Genomic DNA, 20,554 nt, shown 5'->3' on the forward strand with positions numbered 1-20,554 from the left:
ACTCCTCATTCCGCCGGCTGAAGAGCGACGGGCATCTGGACTTCCTGTTCGCCGACGCGAACCGTCATCCAGAGATTATAGGCCATGATCAGCGCGCCGATCAGGAACAGCCCGCCGCCGGCGGCGCGGATGATGTAGAAGGGATGCATCGCCTCGACGGTCTCGATGAAGGAATATTCGAGGAAGCCGAGCGAGGTGTAGGCGCGCCACATCAGGCCCTGGAGGATGCCGGACACCCACATCGCCGAGATGTAGAGGACGATGCCAAGCGTCGCGATCCAGAAGTGCCAGTTGACGAGCTTGAGGCTGTAGAGGCCCTTCCGATTCCAGATCCAGGGCACGAGGCAGTAGAGCGCGCCGAAGGAGACGAAACCAACCCAGCCGAGCGCGCCGGAGTGCACGTGGCCGATGGTCCAGTCGGTGTAGTGGCTGAGCGAGTTGACCACCTTGATCGACATCATCGGGCCTTCGAAGGTCGACATGCCGTAGAAGGCGACGGAGACCACGAGCATGCGCAGCACGGGATCGGTGCGCAGCTTGTCCCAGGCGCCCGACAGCGTCATCAGGCCGTTGATCATGCCGCCCCAGGACGGCATCCACAGCATGATGGAGAAGGTCATGCCGAGCGTCTGGGTCCAGTCCGGCAGCGCCGTGTAGTGCAGATGGTGTGGGCCGGCCCAGATGTACAGGAAGATCAGCGCCCAGAAGTGGATGATCGAGAGACGGTAGGAATAGATCGGCCGCTCGGCCCGCTTCGGGATGAAGTAATACATGATGGCGAGGAAGCCGGCGGTCAGGAAGAAGCCGACCGCGTTGTGGCCGTACCACCACTGGAACATGGCATCCTGGATGCCGCCCCAGGCGATGTAGGATTTCGAGCCGAACACCGAGACCGGCAGCGCCGGGTTGTTGCCGAGATGCAAGACCGCGATCGTCACGATGAAGGCGAGATAGAACCAGTTCGCGACAAAGATGTGCGGCTCCTTGCGCTTGATGATCGTGGCAAGGAAGACCAGCAGATAGGTGACCCAGACGATGGTCAGCCACAGATCGGCGTACCATTCCGGCTCGGCATATTCCTTCGACTGGGTGACGCCGAGCAGATAGCCGGTGCCGGCGATCAGGATGAAGAAGTTGTAGCCTACGACGACGAACCAGGGCGCGAGATCGCCTGCAAGGCGCACGCGGCAGCTCTTCTGGACGACGTAGAACGACGTCGCGATCAGGACGTTGCCGCCGAAGGCGAAGATCACTGCGGACGTGTGCAGCGGACGCAGGCGGCCGAAGCTGGTCCAGGGCAGATCGAAGTTCAGCGCCGGCCACGCCAGTTGCGAGGCGATGATGAGGCCGACGAGAAAGCCGGCAATGCCCCAGAACATCGCCATGACGGAGGAGAACTTGATCGGCCCCATGTTGTAGTTGGGCCGGCCGTTGATCTCCGCAGGCGGCAGCGCCGCCGGTCGGTCGAGGTAACGGTTGATGATGCAGAAGACCGCGGCCAGGCTCGCCGCCGCGCTCAGCGCGGCATGGAAGGCGAAGGGCGCATCGAGCGCCTTGGCCGAGGCAATCACGCAGAGGAAGGCGGTGACCGCGAACACGACAGCCAGGCCGCTTTCACCTGACGTCATGGACTTGGAGATGGAGGGCTGGCTCATGCGGACTCTCTGAAAGAACACAGGGCCAGAAACCACATTCGCCCTCGCGGGGAATTGATTGAAATCAAGCTATGTGGATTTCTGTTAATGTGAGACCGATGTAGATCGCAGAGCGATATCAGTCGCTTGGGCACCGCAGAGCATAAACGGCAGCCCACCGCCTGCGTGACATGGCGGAGTCGAGAATTGCGAATCTGCAGCCGCCTCCTCAGTCGCGTGCCGTCGCCTTGAGCGCCGCGATGACGTCCTCGCGCGCGACGATTCCGATCAGCTTCTGCGCGCCGTCGAGCACGATGATGCTCCTGATGCGGTGCTCGACCATGATCTGGAGCACGCGCGTCAGCCGCGTGTCGGGGCTGACATAGATAAAGTCGGGCGTCATGACGTCGCCGATTTTGCGGGTCATCAGGTCGTGGTAGCGCGGCAGCATCTGGCTCGGCGTGAAGGCGAAGCACTTCAGGATGTCGAACTTGGTGACGATGCCGACGACCTGTCCGTCGTCCTCGACCGGATAGGAATTGAAATCATCGCGCTCGAACATCTCGCTCAGCGCGAGCAGGTCGAGGTCGCGCCTCACTGTCCTGACGTCCTGCGTCATGTAGCTTTCGACGGTCTGTTCAAGGAATCTGTACACGGCGCGTCCTCTTTGATTGGTCTTGTATCGCTCCAGCGTCAGTGCGACAGCAGCACGCAGCGGGCAGATTGAGTGACCAGATATTGGGTGACGCCGCCGAGGATCAGTTCGCGGAAGCGCGAATGACCGTAGGCACCGGCGACGATCATGCTGGCGCCGACGTCGCCGGCAATTTTCTCCAGTTGCCCGGCGACGGTTTCGTTCCGGGCCGCTTCGGAAACGCGCGTGATCGCGGTCACGCCGTGGCGGGCAAGCCACGCCGTCACGTCGGTCGCGCCAGCGACCGCGGCAGTGCGGTCGTCGTCACCTTCGGGAATTGCGAGGACGGTGACATCCCTGGCCTTGCGCAGTAATGGCAGCGCATCGGCGAGCGCCCGCCGCGCTTCCGGCGTATCCTTCCACGCCACCAGGACGCTGCGCAGATCGAGCCAGTTGACCCCGTCAGGCACGACCAGGATCGGTCGGCCGGCTTGCATCACCAGATCCTTTGGGCTCGCGAGCGCGAAGGCGTCGGAGAAGGCCGGGCTCTGCCCGCCGGCGACGACGATGTCGGCGCAACGTGCCTGAGCGAACGTAAGGCGCGCCGGGAAATCCATGGCGCTGCGCCATTCCACATGCCCGCCGCGATTCCTGATCGCGGCGCGGAATTGCGCCTCGAGCCTGCTCAGGCGTCGCTTGACCGAGGCTTCTCCCTCATCGATCAGTCCCTGCGCTGCGGCGCCATCGCTGTAGTAGAGCGGCGGGGCGAACTGCGCCGCAGCAACGCCGATGATCGACGCCTCAAATCGTTCGGCAAGCTCGCCCGCGACCTGAAGCCGCGCCTCGTTGGGCTGATCGAGCGCCAGGCTGACCATCACGGTCGCGTATGTCATCGGAGTCTCCGGGGCAATGAGCTTTGATCCGATCGTAAGCCCACCGCCGCCGGGGCAGGATGAGATAGATCAAAACCTTGGATCACCGCGCCGGCCGGAAATCTGCCGATGGTATAAGACATCGGAACTTGCCTCTGGCCCCTCCTTGGGTACATTGCCAACGGTAACGCTGTGCGGTTCCCCGCATCAGAATGGGAGTGATCGTTTGGCGCCGACCCGCGTGATTCATCCGCAAGATGACGGCCGGGGCGAACATTTCCGCGTTCGAATCGAAGGATTTGGCGTCGGGACCTGGGACCTCGATCTCAAGACACTGGAGTTGGAGTGGTCGGAGACGGCCAGGATCCTGTTCGGAATCGAATCTGGCCAATCGGTGAGTTACGCGCTGTTCCTGTCCCGGCTGGAGCCGAACGACCGCGAGCGGATCGAGTGCGATCCGACACGTCTCCGAACGGGGCGGCAGCTTCGACGTGTCGTTCAGGGTCGCGGGGGCGTTGGGCAGAGCGCAGTGGATCCGTGCGCGCGCGGGGCTGATTCGGGACGACGCCGGCGCCGCCCGACATCTCAGCGGCATCTTTCTTGACGTCGATGAAGAGAAGCAGGTCGAGGAAACCCTGCGCACGCGCGAGAGTCACCTCCGCTCGATCCTCCAGACGATTCCAGACGCCATGATCGTCATCGACGGCCACGGCGTCATCCAGCTCTTCAGCGCGGCGGCCGAGCGCCTGTTCGGCTGGGTCGAGTCGGAGGCGATCGGCCAGAACGTCCGCATCCTGATGCCGGAGCCCGACAGCTCACGTCACGACGGCTACATCGCGCGCTACCGGACCACCAGCGACCCACACATCATCGGCATCGGCCGCATCGTGACCGGCAAGCGCCGCGACGGCACGACCTTTCCGATGCACCTGTCGATCGGCGAGATGCAGTCGGGCGGCGAGCCCTATTTCACCGGTTTCGTCCGCGATCTGACCGAGCATCAGAAAACCCAGGCGCGGCTCCAGGAACTGCAGTCCGAACTTGTCCACGTCTCGCGGCTGAGCGCGATGGGCGAAATGGCGTCCGCGCTCGCTCACGAGCTCAACCAGCCGCTGGCAGCGATCAGCAACTACATGAAGGGGTCGCGGCGGCTCCTCGCCGGAAGCCAGGATCCGAATACGCCGAAGATCGAGAGCGCGCTGGACCGCGCCGCCGAGCAGGCGCTGCGCGCCGGCCAGATCATCCGCCGCTTGCGCGACTTCGTCTCCCGCGGCGAATCGGAGAAAAGGGTCGAGAGCCTGTCCAAGCTGATCGAGGAGGCCGGCGCGCTCGGGCTCGCCGGCGCGCGCGAGCAGGACGTGCAGCTTCGGTTCAGCCTCAATCCAAATGCCGATCTCGTGCTCGCCGACCGGGTGCAAATCCAGCAGGTGCTGGTCAACCTCTTCCGCAACGCGCTGGAAGCGATGGCGAAGTCGCCACGGCGCGAGCTCGTCGTCACCAACACCCGCGCCGCCGACGACATGATCGAGATCGAGGTCTCCGACTCCGGCTCCGGCTTCCAGGACGACGTCATGCCAAACCTGTTTCAGACTTTCTTCACCACCAAAGACACCGGCATGGGCGTGGGACTTTCCATCAGCCGCTCGATCATCGAGGCTCACGGCGGCCGGATGTGGGCCGAGAGCAACGCATCGGGTGGGGCGACATTCCGCTTCACCTTGCCGGCAGCCGACGAGAACTGATCCATGACGACCAAGGGAACCATCTACGTCATTGACGACGACGAGGCGATGCGGGATTCGCTGAACTTCCTGCTGGATTCAGCCGGCTTCGGCGTCACACTGTTCGACAACGCGCAGAGTTTTCTCGATGCCCTGCCCGGCCTCGCCTTCGGCTGCGTCGTCTCCGACGTGCGGATGCCCGGCATCGATGGGATCGAGCTTCTGAAGCGCCTGAAGGCGCAGCGCAGCCGGTTTCCGATCCTGATCATGACCGGTCATGGCGACGTGCCGCTCGCGGTCGAGGCGATGAAGCTCGGTGCGATGGATTTCCTGGAAAAGCCGTTCGAGGATGACCGCCTCGTCGCCATGATCGAATCCGCGATCCGCGAGGGCGAGCCGGCCGCCAGGAACGAGGCCATGGGCCAGGACGTCGCCGCTCGCGTCGCGTCCCTGAGCCCCAGAGAACGACAGGTCATGGAGGGGCTGATCGCGGGCCTCTCCAACAAGCTGATCGCTCGCGAGTACGACATCAGCCCGCGCACCATCGAGGTCTACCGGGCCAACGTAATGACCAAGATGCAGGCCAACAGCCTGTCGGAGCTGGTCCGGCTAGCGATGCGCGCCGGAATGCTCAATGATTGAAGTCAACAGGAGTTGAGGCAAGTCAAAACCCTCCGCTCGCCCTGTGCTACCAGATCGGAATGATTGCGATCAGCTCCCATCCCGAGCGGCTCCAGATGTCGTCACCCGCAAAGCCAACTGTCTATGTGGTCGACGACGATGCCGCTGTGCTTGGCTCGCTGAGGTTTTTGCTGGAAACCGACGGTTTTGCCGTACGGACCTTCAGGAACGCCACGGCGCTGCTCAATGCGGCGCGCCCGTCCGGTGCAGACTGTTACGTGATCGACTACAAAATGCCTGACATCAACGGCATCGAGCTGGCCGGGCGACTGCGCCAGTCCGAGGGCGATACCCCCGTGATCCTGATCACCGGCTATCCCGACTCGAATATCTCGGCCCGGGCGGCGGCCGCAGGCGTGAATGAAGTGATTCTGAAGCCGCTTCTGGACGAAAACCTGGTCAAACGCATTCGCCACGCCATCCAGAACCGGGTCCATAGCTGACCTACGGGATTCTACGTAAGGCAATCTCCTTAAGATATCTCGCGAAATTTTCGAGGCACCCGATACCGCGTACCTAAGCGTCATCACAACGGAGATGGCGCAGATGCTGACCCAGACCTTCAACGCCCCGGCGATCAAGACCCAGATCGGCGGCAAGATCGCACCCGCCCATCCCGTCTCTGACCAGTTCGGTGCGATCGCCGGCCATGTCGGCCTCGTTGCCACCGAGTTCTCCTACCGCAAGGAGGAGGAAATCTATGGCGAGGACGAGTCGGCCGAGTATGTCTATCAGGTCGTCACCGGCGCCGTGCGCAGCTACAAGCTTCTCTCCGACGGCCGCCGCCAGATCGGCTCCTTCCACCTTCCCGGCGACGTGTTCGGCCTCGAATCCGGCACCACCCACCGCCTTGCTGCTGAAGCTATCATCGACACCACTGTGCGCCTCGTGAAGCGCGCGAGCCTCGAGAAGGCCGCAGCCACCGACGTCCAGGTCGCCCGCAAGCTTTGGGCGATGACCGCCGGTGAGCTTCGCCACGCCGAGGACCACATGCTGCTGCTGGGCCGCAAGACCGCGATGGAGCGCGTCGCAACCTTCCTGCTCGAAATGGACCGCCGCCTCGCGGTTGCAGGCATGATGGCGCTGCCGATGTGCCGCCGCGACATTGGCGACTATCTCGGTCTCACGCTCGAGACCGTCTCGCGCGCGCTGTCGCAGCTTCACGCCCAGGGCATTCTCGGCTTCTCCGGCGCCCGCCATATCGTGCTGCGCAACCGCGCACGCCTGCACAATCTCGACGCCTGATCTCCCCTCTCCCACCCCCTCATGGCCGGCTGATTGATTCAGCCGGCCATTTCTTTTGCTGCGATCATGCCCTTGCGCCGCGTCTCCGGCATGACAAGCAGAATAAGCAGAAGTCCCGTCGCCGCGACGCCGGACAGTCCGGTGAACGCCATGGCATTGCCGAATTTATCGCTGACATAGCCGCCAAGCGCGGTGCTCAGCGACGCGCCGATGCCCATTGCCGTGCCGACAATGCCCTGCGCGAGGTTGAAATGGCCGCTGCCGAAGGCGACGTCGGCCACGATCAGCGGGATCATCACCGCGAACACCGCCGCGGTGAGGCCGTCGAACACCTGCACCAGCACCAGCAGATACGGATCGCGCACTGTCGCGAACAGCAGACCGCGAATCGTCAGCGCCGCGAATCCGATCAGCAGCAGCGGCCTGCGGCCCCATACTTGCGCCTTGCGCCCGACGCTCGGCGACAGCAGCGCCACGATCGCCTGCGGCACGACGATGCAAAAAGCGACGAGCACCGTCGCCCACTCGCTCGATCGCGCTGTCACCGCGCTTGCCATCAGCGGCATCATCGAGGCGTTCGCGAGCTGCAACAGGAGCACGCTGAGTGCAAAGACAATGAGCGGCCGCTGCCGGATCAGATGCCAGATATTGGTGTCGCCGCGATCCTCCGCCTCGCGCGGCATCTCGCCGTGACAGCGCGCGATGTCGACTTCGTGCTCGCGGATGCGAGAGTGCGATCAAGGTGGGAATTGCGAGCAGGAAGGTGACCAGGAACACCGACCGGCTCGACAGCAGATAGCCGGCAGTACCCATCACGGCGGCCGCAACGCCGTTGCCGAGCGAAGCAAAGCGCGCGTTGCGGCCGAGACGCTCGCCGATCGCGAGCGGGCCGACCAGACCGAGGCTGATCGCCGCGATCGCCGGTCCGAGCACGCAGCTCGCTGCCGCGTGCAAGGTGGCCGCAGCCACCACCACGGGGAAGATCGGCATCGCCGCATAGGCGAGCGCGCAGCAGCCGATCGTGCCGATCGCGAGGCCGGCGACCAGCCGCTCGGATTTCGCGGCATCGATGATGGCGCCGCCCGGCATCTGACCGATCAGGGCAACGATGCCGCCGATCGACAGCACGAGGCCGATCTCGACCTGGGTCCATTTCTGGGTCGTCAGATAAACTGCGATGAACGGCCCGAATCCGGTCTGCACGTCGGCGAGGAAGAAGATGAACCAGTCGAGGCCACGCAGGCTCTGGCGCGACGGAGCCGGAATGCCGGCAGGCGACGGCGCCGAGAATTTATCCTGCTCAACGCGGCCCTCGCGGTCTGCATCATTCGGCTTCCTCGACAACAGCACCGGCGGCCATCCCTCCCCGCGCCTCACTGAACAGCTTGCAGCGGCTGCAGGCTGCCGGACGCGCCGAGTACCACCATCGGCGTGTCCTCCTTGTATTCCGGCGCGGCTGCGACCTGTGCCTTGGTCAATTCCAGCGTGATGCTGTCCTTCTTGTTGGTGATCTTGCCGAATCGGAGCGCGTTCCAGTCCACCACGATCTTGCGGCTGCCGACGCCGAGGAAGCCGCCGAAATCGATCACGGCGGCGCGCACGTGCCCGCTCCGATCGACGATGACGTCGACGATGCGGCCCATGTCTTCGTTCGCCGCGCTGAGCACGTCACGGCCAAGCACACCGTGCGCATCGCTCGCGCCGATGATCGTGACCGACGGCGGTGGCGCGGCATTCTTTGGCGTGACGGGGACCGATGACGCCGGCGGCTGCGCCGTCGGCGGTGCATTCGCTTCCGTCGAGGGTGCGGGCGACTCCTCCGCGGCGCGTGACACGGCGAGAGTCGTTCCGCAGACGATCACGACGCCCAGAGCCAACCATCCGGCGGTACGCATGCACCCTCCTTCCGGCGCGCCGCTAGCGCGCCAGCACGATCGAGACCTGAATCTGGCCACGCGTGCGCAACACCTCCAGCGCCACGTCGTCGCCATGGCGGCTGACGCGCAGGTCCACGCTGGACTCGCCCAGACGCAGATCGCGCAAGATCACCTCGTGCAGGAACGCCGGCAGATGCGGATTGCGCAGCCGGATCTCGCCGCGCGCCACGTCGAACTCGATGCCCAGCGCCGCCTCCAATAGCGTGAACGCCGTTGCGCTGGCCCAGGCCTGCGGCGCGCAGGCGACCGGATAGAGCGTCGGGCCGCGCCGCTTTTCGCGCCGGAAACCGCAGAATAATTCGGGCAACCGGCGCAGGTCCATGTAGGTCGCGGCGTCGAACAATCCCTTGAAGACATGCGCGACCGAATGCTTGAGCCCATAACGCGCGAGCCCGAGCGCGATCAGCGCATTGTCGTGCGGCCAGATCGACCCGTCATGATAGGACATCGGATTGTAACGCACCTCGCCTTGCGCGACGGTGCGGATGCCCCAGCCCGAGAAGAAATGCGGCCGCATCAAATCGGCGGCGACGAGGCGCGCGCGGTCCTCGCGGATCATGCCGCTGAACAGGACCTGGCCGGCGTTGGAGGTCCGCACCTTGCAGGGCCGCTTCTTGCCGTCGAGCGCAAGCGCATAGGTACCGAGCTCCTCGCACCAGAACGCGGCCTCGAAACGCTCGGCCAGCGTCTTGGCCTCGGCCTCGAGCTTCTTGGCGAGATCAGGCTTGCCCAGCCGAAGCGCGCAGCGCGCGGCGAGCCGCTTGGCCGCAAAGACGTAACCTTGCACCTCGGCCAGCGCGAGATTGCCTTCCGCGAGCTGGCCATCAGCATGGAAGATCGCGTCGTAGGAATCCTTCCAGCCCTGGTTGGCGAGGCCCTTTTCCGTGGCGCGCTGATATTCGACGAAGCCGTCCTTGTCGGGGTCCCCCGGACCGTCGATCCAGGCCAGCCCCGCCTCGATCGCCGGCCACAGCTCGGTCAACGTCGTCTGGTCGCCGGTGCGCTCGAAATAGCTTCCCGCCAGCAGGACGAACAAGGCCGTGGAATCGACGCTGCCGTAATATTGCGCGAACGGTACCTCCCGCAGCGCCGCCATCTCGCCGCCGCGCATCTCATGCAGGATCTTGCCTGGCGCGGCATCGGCGAGCGGATCGACCGCCTTGGCTTGGAAATGGGCGAGCCGCCGCAGCACGCCCTTGGCGATTCGCGGATCGACCCACAGCATCTGCAACGCGGTGATCAGCCCGTCACGGCCGAACGTCGTCGAGTACCAGGGAATTCCCGCATAGGGATAGCGGCCCTGCGGCGTCTCCGTCATCAGCATGTTGAGGTCGGCCATGGCCTGGCACAGCACCTCGTTGAAGATGTTGTTGGAGGTCTCGATGCTGGCCGCCCCCATCGTCGATTGCCGCATCTCGCGGCGATGGGCGAGCAGGCTTCTGAAAAAGCGCGCAGGCTTCTCCGCGACCGGCCGATTGCAGGACACGGCCACGAACAAGGATTTCGACTCATGCGGGTCGAGTTCGAGCTGCCAGGTCGCGGCATTCACCGACAACTTGGTTGGGCGCGGGTCGAAATGCAGGCCCGTGGTGCGCTCGGCGTCATCGAGACCGCGGTAATCGAACAGCACGTCGGTCGGTCCCAACAGCCGGCTCGAGCCGATGCCGCGGCGCGGGCGCCGTTCGCCGCGGACCTCGAACAGATCGGCGAAATCGTTGTCGAACAGCAGCGTCAGCGCAAAGCCGGCTGGGCGGTCGCCGTGGTTCTGCACGCCGATGCGCTGATACGCGGTGCCGCGCCACAGGAAGATCGTGCGCACGATGTGCAGCAGGTCCTTTTGCAGCACGAGGCTGCCCTGCCGGTAGATGTCCGGATTGGTGAGATCGACGGTCAGGGCTGAGTTGTCGTCGCGCAGGTTCGAGCCCAGCAGTAACGGCTGGAGATCGTCGAGCACGAGCTCGAGCCTCGCAAGGTAGCGCGTGTCGTGATGAAACAGGCCATCGGGCCCGCCGGCCGAAGCGCCGATGTCACCATGGCTGTCGAGCACGATAAAGGTGTCGTCGTGCTTGAGCGAACGCCGCGGCCGCGCTGACGGTCCCGTCATCGGAATATAGAAAGGCTGCTCCGCGACCTGGTCCACGGTCCGCGTCACGGAGACGAATTGGGTAACGGCTTCAGCCGACATCAGCAGCTCCCCTGCGCTTGTTTCGACACGCAACCGACTCGAACGCGACTATTGGTTTACGCGGCGGCTTGGGCGAGCCGGCTCATTTCCTGCGTGACCAGCTCACGATAGGGCCCGTGGCCCTGCATCAGACGCTCGGGCGACCCGTCCTCGATGATCTTACCACCCCCTCAACACGACCACGCGATCGAAATTGCGCAGGGTCGCGAGGCGATGCGCGATCGCGATGACCGTCCGGCCGCGCATCAGCCGCGACAACGCCTCGCGGATCGCCTCCTCGGATTCGCTGTCGAGCGCGGCGGTCGCCTCGTCCAGCAGCAGGATCGGCGCGTCCTTCAGGAAGGCGCGCGCGATTGCGATGCGCTGGCGCTGGCCGCCGGACATCTTGACGCCGCGGTCGCCGACCATGGTGTCGAGACCACCAGGCGAGACTCTCGACGAAATCGCAGCGCGCCGCAATGGCCGCACGCAGCACCTCGTCGTCGGTCGCGTTCGGGCGACCATAGCGGATATTCTCGCGAATCGAGCGGTGGAACAAGGAAATGTCCTGCGGCACGACCGAGATGGCCTCGCGCAGGCTCAGCTGCGTCACCTTGGAAATGTCCTGGCCGTCGATGGTGATACTTCCCTCGTCGGTATCGTAGAAGCGCTGGAGCAGCGTGAACAGCGTCGACTTGCCGCCGCCGGACTGGCCGACCAGGCCGACGCGCTGGCCGGGTTGCAGCCGCAGGCTGAAGCGCTCGAAGATCTTTTCGCCGCCGGGATAGCCGAAGGTGACATTGTTGAACGCGATCGCGGCGCCGCTCTTCACCAGCGGCTCGGCCTCGGGGTGGTCGCGCAATTCATGCGGCACCAGCAGTGTGGCGATCGCCTCGGTCAGCCGCGCAACGTGCTGGGTGACGTCGACCAGCGCCACCGCGAGATCGCGCGTCGCGTTCAGTATGGAGAGACCGAGGGTGCAGACCAGCACGACGTCGCCGGTCGTTGCCCTGCCGTCCTGCCAGAGCATGATCGCCCAGGCCATCAGGGCGATCGTGAGCACGACTGTGACGCCGGCATGGATAAGCCGCAGCTTCTCCAGATAGCGCAGGCTGCGGCCGCGCGCGGTGAGCTCCCGGTTCACGGTCGCGTCGAACCGCTCATGCTCGTGCCCGATGCCGCAGAAGGCGCGCACCAGCGGCATGTTGCTGATGACGTCGATCATCTCGCCGTCGACGACGGCGGCTTTGTCGGCGAAGTCGTCGTGCAGAGGTTTCCCTGCGGCCGCAAGGCGGAACATCGCAAGCACCATGCCGCCGGCAATCACCATCAGGCCGAGTGCCATGTAAGGGCTGACGGTTCCAATCAGCGCGATGGCCGCAACTGTTGCGATGCACGGCGGCAACACATTCCAGACGAACATGTTTTCGACCGTGAACACCGCATTGGACGTCGCCGTGATGCGGCTCGTCAGCATGCCGGGCATCCGGTCGGAGAAGTAGCTCGGCGCGTGGCCGGTCAGATGACGAAATATGTCACGGCGTAAATCACCCGTGACACGGACGAAGGTGAAGCTGGCGGTCCAGCTCGCGATCCGCCAAAGGAAATTATCGGCGGCGATCAACGTCATGAGGAAAATGAATGCCAGCCATACGCTCCCACCATGCGAAGCGCCGGCCGACAAGCTGTCGACCAGGGATTTGACGCCATACTGAGTGCCTACTGAGCAGGCAACGGCCGCCACCACAGCGGTCAGGATCACGAGATGCGACGCGAGCCGACGCCGAAGATAGCGCAAAACAAAGGCAAACGGCCGGTGCGCATACCCAGAAAGATGATCCATGTGACTATTGACCCCGTCGTGATGATTCAAACTTTTGTTGTTAGCCGACTGAACATCGACCACTTCGCCTCGGTTCCCGGGCAACGCCATCACGACATGCGGATGCGGGCGTTCTGCGAAGATGTGATGGCAGCATCGCGACAGGCGTCCGACGTGTCGAAACAGGCGTCCGACGTGTCGAATAAGTAACGTTCGGAAGGAGGAACTTCGCAAGTGCGGGAACGTTCCCTTGTCTGGCGTGCCGGTGCTGAACAGGCGGGGGCTTTCTACAATCATGATCGCACAGAGGAGATGGTGAGATGCGCATCGCGCAGGTAGCTCCGTTGACGGAGGCTGTTCCACCCAAGCTGTATGGCGGCACCGAGCGGGTGGTGCATTGGTTGACGGAAGAGCTGGTGGCCCTTGGGCACGACGTAACGCTGTTCGCCAGCGGCGACTCGCAGACCTCGGCGAAGCTGGACGCGTTATGGCCCCGGGCGCTCCGCCTCGACGGTTCCGTGCGCGATCCCAATGCGCTGCACATGGTGATGCTGGAGCGGGTGCGGCAGAAATGTGACGACGAGGAGTTCGACTTCCTCCACTTCCATCTCGATTATTATCCGTGGTCGCTGTTCTACCGGCAGCCGACACCGTTCCTGACCACGCTGCACGGCCGGCTCGACCTGCCGGAGCATCAACCGGTCTTCAACACCTTCTCGAAGGTCCCCGTCATCTCGATCTCGAACGCGCAGCGCCGGCCGGTGCCGCAGGCGAACTGGGTGAGGACGATCCACCACGGCCTGCCGGAGAACCTGCTGACGCCGAAGCCGGCGAAACAGGAATACCTCGCCGTGCTTGGCCGCATCGCACCGGAAAAGGGCGTCGACCGCGCCATCAAGATCGCGACGCATTGTGGCATTCCGCTCAAGATCGCCGCCAAGGTTGATCGTGCCGACCAGGATTACTATGACGAGCTGATCCGGCCGATGATCGAGAACAATCCGCTGGTGGAATTCATCGGCGAGATCAGCGATCACGAGAAGTCGGACTTTTTGAGCGGCGCGCTGGGCTTATTGCTCCCGATCGACTGGCCGGAGCCGTTTGGCCTGGTGATGATCGAGGCCATGGCTTGCGGAACGCCGGTCATCGCCTTCAACCGCGGCTCAGTGCCGGAGATCATCGACGAGGGCCTCACCGGCTTCGTCGTCGAGGACGTCCTCAGCGCGGCCGGCGTCGTCGGCCGCCTGCAGCAACTCGACCGCTCCGTCATTCGCAAGCAGTTCGAGACGCGTTTCACGGCGCGTCGCATGGCGCTGGATTATCTCGCGGCCTATCGCAGCCTCGGCGAGGAACAGGCGCCGCGGATCAAGCTGGTGAGCAGCGCGGAGTAGCCACTGTCATGCCCCGCATAGGCGGGGCATCCAGTACCCCGCGGCAGCAGTTTGCTCACGCAACTCCCGCCGCGGAGTACTGGATCGTCCGGTCAAGCCGGACGATGACAGTAGGAACGCGGTGACGGCTGCCCTACCTCACCACGGCCCGCTTCGGCTCGACGATCTCGAACATGCGCGGGAATTCGTCCATCAGGCCCATCAGCTCGGCGAGGCGCATCGGGTTGCCGGCGAATTTGACCTTGCCGGCGGCCACGGCCTCCGGGAAGCTGGTCAGTTTTGCGATCACCTCGTCGAGCGTCGACCGCGCCAGCGTGAAGCTGGCATCGGCATTGTGCGCCTGCATGCCCTCTGTGTAAGTCAGCGCGCAGTTCTCCAGATTGAGCACGAAGGTCTCGCCGGTGTCGGAGAAGCTCCAGTTCAGCACGATGTGCTTTCCTTCCGCCTTTGGTCCGTTCAGGCGGATGCCGAGCACGTCCCAGAGCTGTGAGGTGCGCAGCGCCGCCAGCGTCTCGCGCGGCATCGGCGGGCGCGCCGGCACCTTCGGCATGCCCTGGCGCAATTCCTGCGCGCCGAACAGATAGGCATTGCGCCAGGTCGCGCTTTCAGCAGCGTAGCCGAGCTGCTCCAGCGTATCCGCCAGCAATGCACGCGCCGCCGCGTTGTCCGGCTGGGCAAAGACGAGATGGCCGAGCGCCTGCGCCACGAAGCGGAATTCGCCCTTGTCGAAATCGGCACGCGCCCGCGCGAGGATGGCGTCGGCGCCGCCCATGTACTCGACGTATTTCTTGCCCGACTCAACCGGGGGCAAGGGATCGAGATTGACCGGATTGGCGTCGTACCAGCCCAGATATTTTTGATAGATCGCCTTCACATTGTGCCGGATGTGGCCGTAATAGCCGCGGCCGTGCCAGGCGCCCTCCAGGCTCTTGGGCAGCTGGATCGTTTCAGCGATCTCGGCCGCGGTGAGGCCGTGGTTCATCAGGCGGATGGTCTGGTCATGCGCGAATTTGTAGAGGTCGCGCTGCTGCCGGATCATCGTGCCGATGCGTTCGTGTCCCCACACCGGCCAGTGATGCTGGCCGCACATCGCCTCCGCCTTGCCATCCCAGAGCTGCAAGGCCTCGCCCAGATATTTCGACCAGGCCAGCGCGTCGCGCACATCGGCGCCGCGGAACGGCAGCAGATTGTGGAAATTGTGGGTGCAGTTCTCGGCGAGGTTCAACAGCTTGTAGCGCGGGATGAAGAAATGCATCTCCGCCGGCGCTTCGCTGTTCGGCGCCATCTGGAATTCGAATTCAACGCCGTCGATTACGCGCCGGTCGCCGGTCGCCATGATCAGGTCAGTCGGTCGCAGCAGCGCCACCGAACCTGCCGCCATCGACTTGCCGAGGCCGCAATCGACCTGCCCGCGCGCGCCCTTGGCGAGGAGCGGCCCGAACTGGTACTGCGCCCGGCGCAGCATCGCAGGTCCCGCGATGATGTTCTCGGAGACGGCATGCTCCATGAACAAGTTCGGCGCGATGATCGGCACGCGGCCGCTCGCGAGTGCATCCTCCTCCAGCACGCCGCGCGCACCACCCCAATGGTCGGTGTGGGTATGGGTGAAGATCACGGCCGCGACCGGCCGCTGGCCACGATGCCTGTAGTAGAGATCGAGCGCGGCGCGCGCGCCCTCGATCGAGGTCAGGGTGTCGACGACGATGACGCCGCTGTGGCCTTCGATCAGCGTCATGTTGGCAATGTCGAGCCCCCGCACCTGGTACACGCCGGGCACGACCTCGAAAAGGCCGTGCTGCATGTTGAGCCGCGACTGCCGCCACAGGCTCGGATTGACCGTGGTCGGCGCCTGCTCGGCGGCAAGAAAGGCGTACGGCTCGAGGCTCCAGACCGTCCGCCCTTGCGGATTGGTGATCTCCGCGTTCTCGATCGTGCCGAGGAAGCCGCGCGCGGCGTCGTCGAAATCGCGCGTGTCGGAAAACGGCAGTGCATTCAGCATCGCCGTTTGCTGCGCGATGACGGACGGCGTTGCGCCCTTCGGCTCGTTGCTGGACGTGTCCGTCATCTCGATCTCCTCCCCGCCTGTTGCGCGGCATCTAACCGCATCCCGCGGCCGATTGCCATGACGGGAGGGCGCAGCAATGCGTAGCCCCGCGCCCACAGGTGGAGAGAAGCAGCGTGTTCGCGGGCTACATGCCCAACAGCCTCGGCAGCCACAGCGACAGGCCGGGCCAATAGGTCACGACCACCAGGAATCCCAACATCGTCAGCAGCCATGGCCACACCGCGACCGTGAGCTCGGTGATACCCATCTTGGCGATGCCTGAGGCCACGTAGAGATTGAGGCCGACCGGCGGATGGCACAGCCCGACCTCCATGTTGACCGTCATCAGGATGCCGAAATGGATCGGATCGATGCCGAGCTTGATCGCAACCGGAAACAGGATCGGCGCCATGATCAGGATGATCGAGGATGGCTCCATCACGTTGCCGGCTAATAGCAGCAGGAGATTGACGACGAGGAGGAAGCCGATCCAGCCGAGGCCCTGGTCGATCATCCATTGCGCGAGCGCTTGCGGCACGTTCTCGTAAGTCATCAGGAACGAGAACAAGACGGCGTTGGTGATGATGTAGAGCAGCATCGCTGAAAGATTTGCCGACGACAGCAGCACCCGCGGCACGTCTCGCAGCTTCAGATCCTTGTAGATGAACACTGCGACGATGAAGGCGTACACCGCGCTGACGGCGGCAGCTTCGGTCGGTGTGAACAGGCCGCTGTAGATGCCACCGATCACGATCACGATCAGCAGGATACCCCAGATCGACTTGCGGAACGCATCGAAGCGTTCGTAGAGGGTTGCTTTCGGCATCCTCGGATAGTCGTTACGCCAGGCCCGGTAGAACGTCGTGGCGCCAAGCAGCATGGCGAGCACCATTCCCGGCACGATGCCGGCGATGAACAGCTTGCCGACGGAGGTGTTGGTGGAGACGGCAAACAGCACCATTGGAATCGACGGTGGAATGAGAATTCCCAGCGAGCCGGAGGTCGTGATCACGCCCGCCCCGAACTTCTTGGGAAATCCCTGCGCGACCATCGCGGGCAGGATCACCGATCCGATCGCCACCACGGTGGCCGGCGACGAGCCGGAAATCGCGGCGAACAGCGCGCAGGCGACCACGCCCGAGAGCGCAAGGCCTCCGTACCAATGGCCGACCAGCGAAGTCGCGAACGTGATCATCCGGCGCGCCACGCCGCCATGGGTCAGGAAGTTGCCGGCAAGGATGAAGAACGGGATCGCCATGATCTCGAAGCTCTCGATGCCGGTAAACAGCTTCAGCGCCACCGATTCCGTCCGTACGTCGGTCAACGTGAACATGAAGCTGAGCACGGTCAGGCCGAGCGCGATGGAGATCGGCATGCCCGTGAGCATCAACGACAGCAGAAGGCCGAAAACCACGGCGACACGCAGGCCCTGCGGCATCGTGATCACGTGCGCCGAATGGGCGAAGCACACGGCGACGATCAGGACCGGCAACAACATCAGGACCCAGCCGAGCGGGCTGCGTTCGTCGCGGACGACCTGACTGCGCGTGACCGGGGCCGGATGGACCGGGTCTATTTCGACGCCCTCGACGCCTGCCATGTCGTGATGCGGCAGTTCGCCGGTGCGATAGAACGACCAGGCGACCTGCAGGAAGCGGAAGCACATCAGCCCGGAGCCGAGCGGGATGGTGAGATACACCAGCCACATCGGTGCTTCCAAGTCGTTGGATTGCTGGCCGGTCTGCCACATCTGGCCGACGAACGCGGCCCCGAAATAGCACACGATGGCAGTGAAAAGGGCGCCGCACATCAGGCCGAACGTGATGACGCGGCGGCGCGATCCGCCGGGAAGGACATTGACCAGGACGTCGACGCCTACATGGATGCCGGTGCGCACCCCGTAGGCCGCACCGAACTTCGCCATCCAGATGAACATGTAGATGCAGAGTTCCTGCGCCCAGGACAAGTCGAGAGCGGCAAGCCAGACGAACGCCGCTCGCGCGGGCGCGGCCAGCAAGGACAGGTTGCGCGCCTCCGCCCATTTGGCGATGTCGATCGACAGCCCGGCGCCATATCGGTGCAGCACGGCAACGAAGATGAGCAATGTCGCGGCCGCGATCATCGTCGCGATCAGCCATTCCTCGAGATGATCGAGCACACGATCCAATGCACGCAGCAACTTGGTCCCCTCAGCTTGGCTCATCATTCAAGAGCAACGGCCGGGAGTGCGATCACCCCCGACCGTTCATGGTTGTTCTTCCAGCGCGCCGGCGTCAGTTCATCTTGACGTCGAGTTCCTTGGCGAGGAGATCGAGCACCTCCTGCCCGACCCGCCCCTTTGCCCATTTGTAGGTCGGCTGCATCGCCTCCTGCCACGCCTTGCGATCGGCGTCAGTCAGATAATGCAGCGTGGTCTTGCCCGTCTTCTTGATCTCGGCCAGCGCATCCTCGTTTTCCTGACGCGCGATCGAATTGGTGTAGTCGGTCGCCTCGTTCATCGCCTTCTCGAGCTGGGCGCGGATATCGGGCGGCAGGCCGGACCAGAATTTCGAATTGACGATGACGGCATATTGCAGGTGCGCGTGATAGGACACCGTGATGTCCTTCTGCACCTCGTAGAACTTCTGAGTCAGGTAATTGGACGCGGTATTCTCGCAGCCGTCGACCACGCCCGTCTGCAAAGCCTGGTAGACTTCGGAAAACGCCATTATCTGAGGGATCGAACCCATGATACGGAGATATTGGTCGGCGACCTTCGATCCGGAGATGCGGAATTTGAGACCCTGGAAATCGGTCGGCTTTATCAGGGCACGGTTGGCGGAGAGCATGTGGAAGCCGTTGTCCCAATAAGCGAGCCCGGTGATGCCCTTGGTCTCGAGCTTATCGAACAGCCACTTGCCGATCGTGCCCTTCATCGCGTTGGAATAGGTTTGATCGTCCTTGAACAACCAGGGCAGGTCGAGCGCCTCGAACTCCTTGATACCGAGCGGTGCGAACTTCGCGGTCGAGGGGGCGAGCATGTGCACCGAGCCGAGCTGCAGCGCCTCGATCTCCTCCTTGTCCTTGTACAGCGTGGAGTTCGGGTAGATTTCGACCTTGACCTTGCCGTCGGTGTACTTCTCCGCAAGTTCCTTGAACTTCAGGGCGCCCTTGCCCTTGGGAGTATCGTTGGCGACGACGTGGCTGAATTTGATGACGATCGGGCTCTGGGCCTCGGCAACGGCGGGCCCCACGAGAACAGCTGCGGCGGCGACCGCAAGAAGCAGCTTGCGCATGAACGAACCTCCCAACAACCTCTAAAACCGGGTCTTTTTTGTTTTCCGATTTCAGTACTGACAGCAATCCGCCACCCGAACAACTAGACCTAAGCCCAATTTGCCGCAGCCAAGCAACCTTCAAGCTATCTTGGCCGCTGCTGAATGCGCAACCCGGCACCTGCTGCCGCTCCCGGAAACGAGCGCTTATGTCGCATTGCGGCAGTGCGATCAGCCGTTGCGCTGGGCGACCATGAACAGACGCCGGAACGGAAACAGCGTCTGTCCCGCGGCGTTCTTCGGATAGGCTTTCGCGACCCGCATCCCATAGGCGGCTTCGAACGCGGCCTTCTCGTCGCCCTGCAAGATGTCGAGATAGCGCGTCAGCCAGGTCCCCTTGGTCCACTCCTTCACGGGATTCCCGCCTTCCAGCACCTGCAGATATTCGGTCTCCCAGATGTCGATATTGGCCGACATCGGAGCAAGAAGACCGTGATAATAGGCCGGCGCTTCGACCGGCGGCGGCGTGACGAGATGCTCGACCTTGGACCGCCAGGGACCGTTCAGCGCGGTCTCGCCGATCAGCACATGCGAGGGCGCCAGAAAGTTGCGCGGCATCTGCACAGCGAGCATTCCGCCGGGCGTCACCTTCTCCATGATCGACGGAAACAGGGCCGCATGATTGGGCAGCCAGTGCAGCGCGGCATTGGAGTAGACGACGTCATATTGCTTCGTCGGACGCCAGTGGCCGAGATCCTCGTGTGACCATTCCACGTCCGGCGCCGCCTTGCGGCCGGCGGCGACCATCTCGGCCGAACCCTCGACACCGGTCACCGTCGCGTCCGGCCAACGCTCCTTGATCAGCTTGGTGACGTTGCCGGCGCCGGCGCCGAGATCGGCAATCGCACGCGGACCAGAATCCGGGATCCGCATCAAGAGGTCGACGGCGGGCCGGAGCCGGTGGCCGGAGAATTTCAGATATTGCTGCGGATCCCAGACCATCGCTCGGCGCCTTTTCTTTTTCGTGTTCCCTTCAACGCGGCTCTTGGTTACCACTGCTCCTCCCGGTCGGGCAAATCAGGCTGACGGGGACAGGGCAGGAAAACGAACAGAAGAACGAACAGCCCAGCGACAAGCAGAAAAGCGAACAAGAGG

14 protein-coding genes and 4 pseudogenes are annotated in these 20,554 nt (G+C 63.7%); 6 read left to right on the top strand and 12 right to left on the bottom strand.

Features of this window, described 5'->3' with window-relative positions:
- Positions 1 to 5: 5 nt before the first annotated feature.
- From ccoN to AB3L03_RS07770, 3 genes are all read right to left on the bottom strand, one after another.
- Positions 6 to 1,655: a cytochrome-c oxidase, cbb3-type subunit I gene (gene ccoN / locus AB3L03_RS07760; protein WP_007607681.1), complete on the bottom strand. Its 1,650-nt coding sequence runs from the start codon at positions 1,653 to 1,655 to the stop codon at positions 6 to 8.
- Between the two features lie 208 nt (positions 1,656 to 1,863).
- Positions 1,864 to 2,289 (bottom strand): HPP family protein, encoded by a 426-nt coding sequence (locus AB3L03_RS07765; protein WP_085362242.1) that lies wholly within the window; start codon positions 2,287 to 2,289, stop codon positions 1,864 to 1,866.
- 38 nt (positions 2,290 to 2,327) lie between these two features.
- A complete protein-coding gene (locus AB3L03_RS07770) occupies positions 2,328 to 3,161 on the bottom strand; it encodes a universal stress protein (RefSeq protein WP_204510564.1) in 834 nt (277 codons plus the stop codon).
- Between the two features lie 205 nt (positions 3,162 to 3,366).
- Between AB3L03_RS07770 and fixL the strand changes: the two are divergent.
- The 4 genes and pseudogenes from fixL to AB3L03_RS07790 all read left to right on the top strand — a co-directional run bounded on the left by fixL (position 3,367) and on the right by AB3L03_RS07790 (position 6,787).
- A pseudogene (gene fixL, locus AB3L03_RS07775) lies at positions 3,367 to 4,882 on the top strand (sensor protein FixL).
- Positions 4,883 to 4,885: 3 nt separating this feature from the next.
- Positions 4,886 to 5,503: a response regulator FixJ gene (gene fixJ, locus AB3L03_RS07780; RefSeq protein ID WP_018457137.1), complete on the top strand. Its 618-nt coding sequence runs from the start codon at positions 4,886 to 4,888 to the stop codon at positions 5,501 to 5,503.
- A 59-nt stretch (positions 5,504 to 5,562) separates the two neighbouring features.
- Positions 5,563 to 5,985 (top strand): response regulator, encoded by a 423-nt coding sequence (locus AB3L03_RS07785; protein ID WP_018457138.1) that lies wholly within the window; start codon positions 5,563 to 5,565, stop codon positions 5,983 to 5,985.
- Between the two features lie 103 nt (positions 5,986 to 6,088).
- Positions 6,089 to 6,787 carry a helix-turn-helix domain-containing protein gene (locus AB3L03_RS07790; protein WP_026233309.1) on the top strand — a complete coding sequence of 233 codons (699 nt, stop codon included), beginning with the start codon at positions 6,089 to 6,091 and terminating at the stop codon, positions 6,785 to 6,787.
- Between the two features lie 38 nt (positions 6,788 to 6,825).
- Here the strand turns inward: AB3L03_RS07790 and AB3L03_RS07795 are convergent.
- The 4 genes and pseudogenes from AB3L03_RS07795 to AB3L03_RS07810 all read right to left on the bottom strand — a co-directional run bounded on the left by AB3L03_RS07795 (position 6,826) and on the right by AB3L03_RS07810 (position 12,731).
- Positions 6,826 to 8,137, bottom strand: a pseudogene (locus AB3L03_RS07795) (MFS transporter).
- A gap of 23 nt (positions 8,138 to 8,160) precedes the next feature.
- A complete protein-coding gene (locus tag AB3L03_RS07800; RefSeq protein ID WP_026233310.1) occupies positions 8,161 to 8,682 on the bottom strand; it encodes a PRC-barrel domain-containing protein in 522 nt (173 codons plus the stop codon).
- 22 nt (positions 8,683 to 8,704) lie between these two features.
- Complete coding sequence (locus AB3L03_RS07805) at positions 8,705 to 10,909, bottom strand: amylo-alpha-1,6-glucosidase (protein WP_247300300.1); 2,205 nt, start codon at positions 10,907 to 10,909, stop codon at positions 8,705 to 8,707.
- A gap of 56 nt (positions 10,910 to 10,965) precedes the next feature.
- Positions 10,966 to 12,731, bottom strand: a pseudogene (locus AB3L03_RS07810) (ABC transporter ATP-binding protein).
- On the opposite strand from AB3L03_RS07810, the gene AB3L03_RS07815 reads away from it, so the two are divergent.
- Both AB3L03_RS07815 and AB3L03_RS07820 read left to right on the top strand, forming a co-directional pair.
- Positions 12,654 to 12,920, top strand: a complete 267-nt coding sequence (locus AB3L03_RS07815; RefSeq protein ID WP_247300332.1) for a hypothetical protein — start codon at positions 12,654 to 12,656, stop codon at positions 12,918 to 12,920. The pseudogene AB3L03_RS07810 and the gene AB3L03_RS07815 sit on opposite strands and share 78 nt — an antisense overlap.
- Positions 12,921 to 13,030: 110 nt before the next feature.
- On the top strand, positions 13,031 to 14,101 hold the full coding sequence (locus AB3L03_RS07820; protein ID WP_018457145.1) for a glycosyltransferase family 4 protein: 1,071 nt from the start codon (positions 13,031 to 13,033) through the stop codon (positions 14,099 to 14,101).
- Positions 14,102 to 14,234: 133 nt separating this feature from the next.
- Here the strand turns inward: AB3L03_RS07820 and AB3L03_RS07825 are convergent, their stop codons facing one another.
- The 5 genes and pseudogenes from AB3L03_RS07825 to AB3L03_RS07845 form a co-directional block, all read right to left on the bottom strand.
- Positions 14,235 to 16,166 (bottom strand): alkyl/aryl-sulfatase, encoded by a 1,932-nt coding sequence (locus tag AB3L03_RS07825; RefSeq protein WP_204510562.1) that lies wholly within the window; start codon positions 16,164 to 16,166, stop codon positions 14,235 to 14,237.
- Positions 16,167 to 16,290: 124 nt separating this feature from the next.
- Entirely contained in the window at positions 16,291 to 17,571 is a 1,281-nt protein-coding gene (locus AB3L03_RS07830) for a TRAP transporter large permease subunit (protein WP_240543406.1), read from the bottom strand.
- A 267-nt stretch (positions 17,572 to 17,838) separates the two neighbouring features.
- Positions 17,839 to 18,351: pseudogene (locus AB3L03_RS07835) on the bottom strand (TRAP transporter small permease); the annotation flags it as partial.
- Between the two features lie 67 nt (positions 18,352 to 18,418).
- Positions 18,419 to 19,420, bottom strand: coding sequence for a DctP family TRAP transporter solute-binding subunit (locus AB3L03_RS07840; RefSeq protein WP_018457148.1), 1,002 nt, complete (start codon positions 19,418 to 19,420; stop codon positions 18,419 to 18,421).
- A gap of 210 nt (positions 19,421 to 19,630) precedes the next feature.
- On the bottom strand, positions 19,631 to 20,401 hold the full coding sequence (locus AB3L03_RS07845) for a methyltransferase domain-containing protein (protein ID WP_368508399.1): 771 nt from the start codon (positions 20,399 to 20,401) through the stop codon (positions 19,631 to 19,633).
- Positions 20,402 to 20,554 lie beyond the last annotated feature (153 nt).

The organism is Bradyrhizobium lupini (genome assembly GCF_040939785.1).
In the GTDB taxonomy this organism is placed as follows: Bacteria; Pseudomonadota; Alphaproteobacteria; order Rhizobiales; family Xanthobacteraceae; genus Bradyrhizobium; species Bradyrhizobium canariense_D.